1 protein-coding gene and 1 pseudogene are annotated in these 2,014 nt (G+C 71.4%); both read left to right on the top strand.

Translation table 11 applies throughout. The features are described 5' to 3' along the window. Window positions 1-206 precede the first annotated feature (206 nt). The gene (locus ACJA3G_RS35805; RefSeq protein ID WP_406557202.1) at window positions 207-974 is read left to right on the top strand and encodes a YidC/Oxa1 family membrane protein insertase; all 768 of its coding nucleotides are present in this window, start codon (window positions 207-209) and stop codon (window positions 972-974) included. Between the two features lie 116 nt (window positions 975-1,090). After that, a pseudogene (locus tag ACJA3G_RS35800) lies at window positions 1,091-1,945 on the top strand (fumarylacetoacetate hydrolase family protein); the annotation flags it as partial. Window positions 1,946-2,014: the final 69 nt, after the last annotated feature.

Raw genomic sequence — 2,014 nt, 5'->3', positions numbered from 1 at the left:
CCCTTCCCAGGGGTCTCGTAGGGCTGCGTTCCTGCTTCTTCCTCACGCCCTCACGCCCTCCGCCCTCCGCCCGGCCGTCACGCCCTTCTGTCCCGCGCGCCTACGCACCCCACCGTGCCTACGCACACCACCGTTCCCGCGGCGCCACAGCGCGCCGCCGGACCGAGGCGTCCGCGCGCCCCCAGATGTGACTCCGGAGGCTTCCCATGTCCGTGTTCGACGTATTCGCCAGCCTTGTCGAGCGCCTCGCCGACCTCGTCCAGCCGCTCTTTCACGGCTCCGCCACCGCCGCCGCGATCGTGCTGTTCACCCTGCTCGTACGGCTCGCCGTGCACCCCCTCTCCCGGCAGGCGGCACGGGGGCAGCAGGCCCGCGCCAAGCTCCAGCCACAACTGGCCGAGCTGCGCAGGAAGCACCGCAAGGACCCGGAGCGGCTGCGCAAGGCGGTCGCGGAGCTGCACGCGGCGGAGAAGGTGTCGCCGTTCTCCGGCTGTCTGCCGAGCCTGCTCCAACTGCCCGCGTTCTTCCTCCTCTACCAGCTCTTCTCCAACTCCGGGCTGGGCGGCGGCCACACCACCCTGCTCGACCACACCCTGCTCTCCGCCCCCCTGCGCGGCCACTGGGCGGACGCGCTCGGCCACGGCGGGCTCATAGGCGGCCAGGGGCTCGTCTACCTCGGGCTCTTCGTCCTCGTCGCCGCGGTCGCCACCTTCAACTACGGACGGACGAAGCGGCAGCTCGCCGCCCAGCCGCTGGTCCCGGCCGACCAGCAGGACGGCGTACCGGGGCTGGGGGCGATGACGAAGTTCATGCCGCTGATGTCGTTCGGCACGCTGATCACGGTGGCGGTCGTGCCGCTGGCCGCCGCGCTGTACGTGGTGACCAGTACGACCTGGACGGCGCTCGAACGGGCGTACCTGTACCGGGAGGCGCCGAAGACGCCGTCCTCGGCGCCCGCGGCTACCGACGCGTAACAGTCCAGTGTGTGAACGGGGTCTTGCCGAGTGGACCTCGACCTTGGAGGATCGAACGATCCTTCCGATGGCCGCCACCCATCGGCCGGGCCAGGCTCGACCTAGGGAGACAGACCATGAAGCTGCTGCGCGTAGGTACGGCGGGCAGTGAGCGCCCCGCGCTGCTCGCCGCCGACGGGACCCTGCGGGACCTGTCCGGCCTTGTGGCGGACATCGACGGCGACCTGCTCGCCGACGAGTTCGCCCTGGACCGGATACGGGCCGCGGCCGACACCGGAGTGCTGCCCGGGCTCGACGCGGCCGGGCAGCGGGTCGGGCCGCCGGTCGCCCGGATCGGCAAGGTCGTGTGCATCGGACTGAACTACCACGACCATGCCGCCGAGACCGGAGCCACGGCCCCGGCCGAGCCGGTCGTCTTCCTCAAGGCGGCCGACACGGTGGTCGGCGCGCACGACACGGTCCTGGTGCCGCGCGGGTCGGTGAAGACCGACTGGGAGGTCGAGCTCGCGATCGTCATCGGACGCACGGCCCGCTATGTGGCCGACGACGAGGACCCGCTGGCGTACGTCGCGGGGTACGCGGTGTCGCACGACGTGTCCGAGCGCGAGTACCAGCTTGAGCGCGGCGGCACCTGGGACAAGGGCAAGAACTGCGAGACGTTCAACCCGCTCGGCCCCTGGCTGGTCACCCGGGACGAGGTCCCGGACCCGCAGGCGCTGGCGCTGCGGCTGTGGGTGAACGGCGAGCTGCGGCAGAACGGCTCCACGGCCGACCAGATCTTCCCGGTCGCGGAGGTCGTCCGGTACGTGAGCCGGTTCATGACCCTGTACCCCGGCGACATCATCAACACCGGCACCCCGGCGGGCGTCGCGATGGGGCAGCCGGAGCCGAAGCCGTATCTGCGGGCGGGGGATGTCGTGGAACTGGAGATCGAGGGGCTGGGAAGGCAGCGCCAGGAACTGAAGGGCGCGTGGCGCCGACGCGCCCTTCAGTTCCTGGCGCTGCCTTCCCAGCCCCTCGATCTCCAGTTCCACGACATC

The sequence above is a fragment of the Streptomyces sp. YS-3 genome (genome assembly GCF_045257485.1).
Classification (GTDB): domain Bacteria; phylum Actinomycetota; class Actinomycetes; order Streptomycetales; family Streptomycetaceae; genus Streptomyces.
Note: the sequence above shows the minus strand (reverse complement) of the source record. Positions and strands in the feature narration are given on the sequence as shown.

Coding starts and splice junctions, on each gene's coding strand:
- ACJA3G_RS35805 (WP_406557202.1), top strand. CDS start 207: ATGTCCGTGTTCGACGTATTCGCCAGCCTTGTCGAGCGCCTCGCCGAC.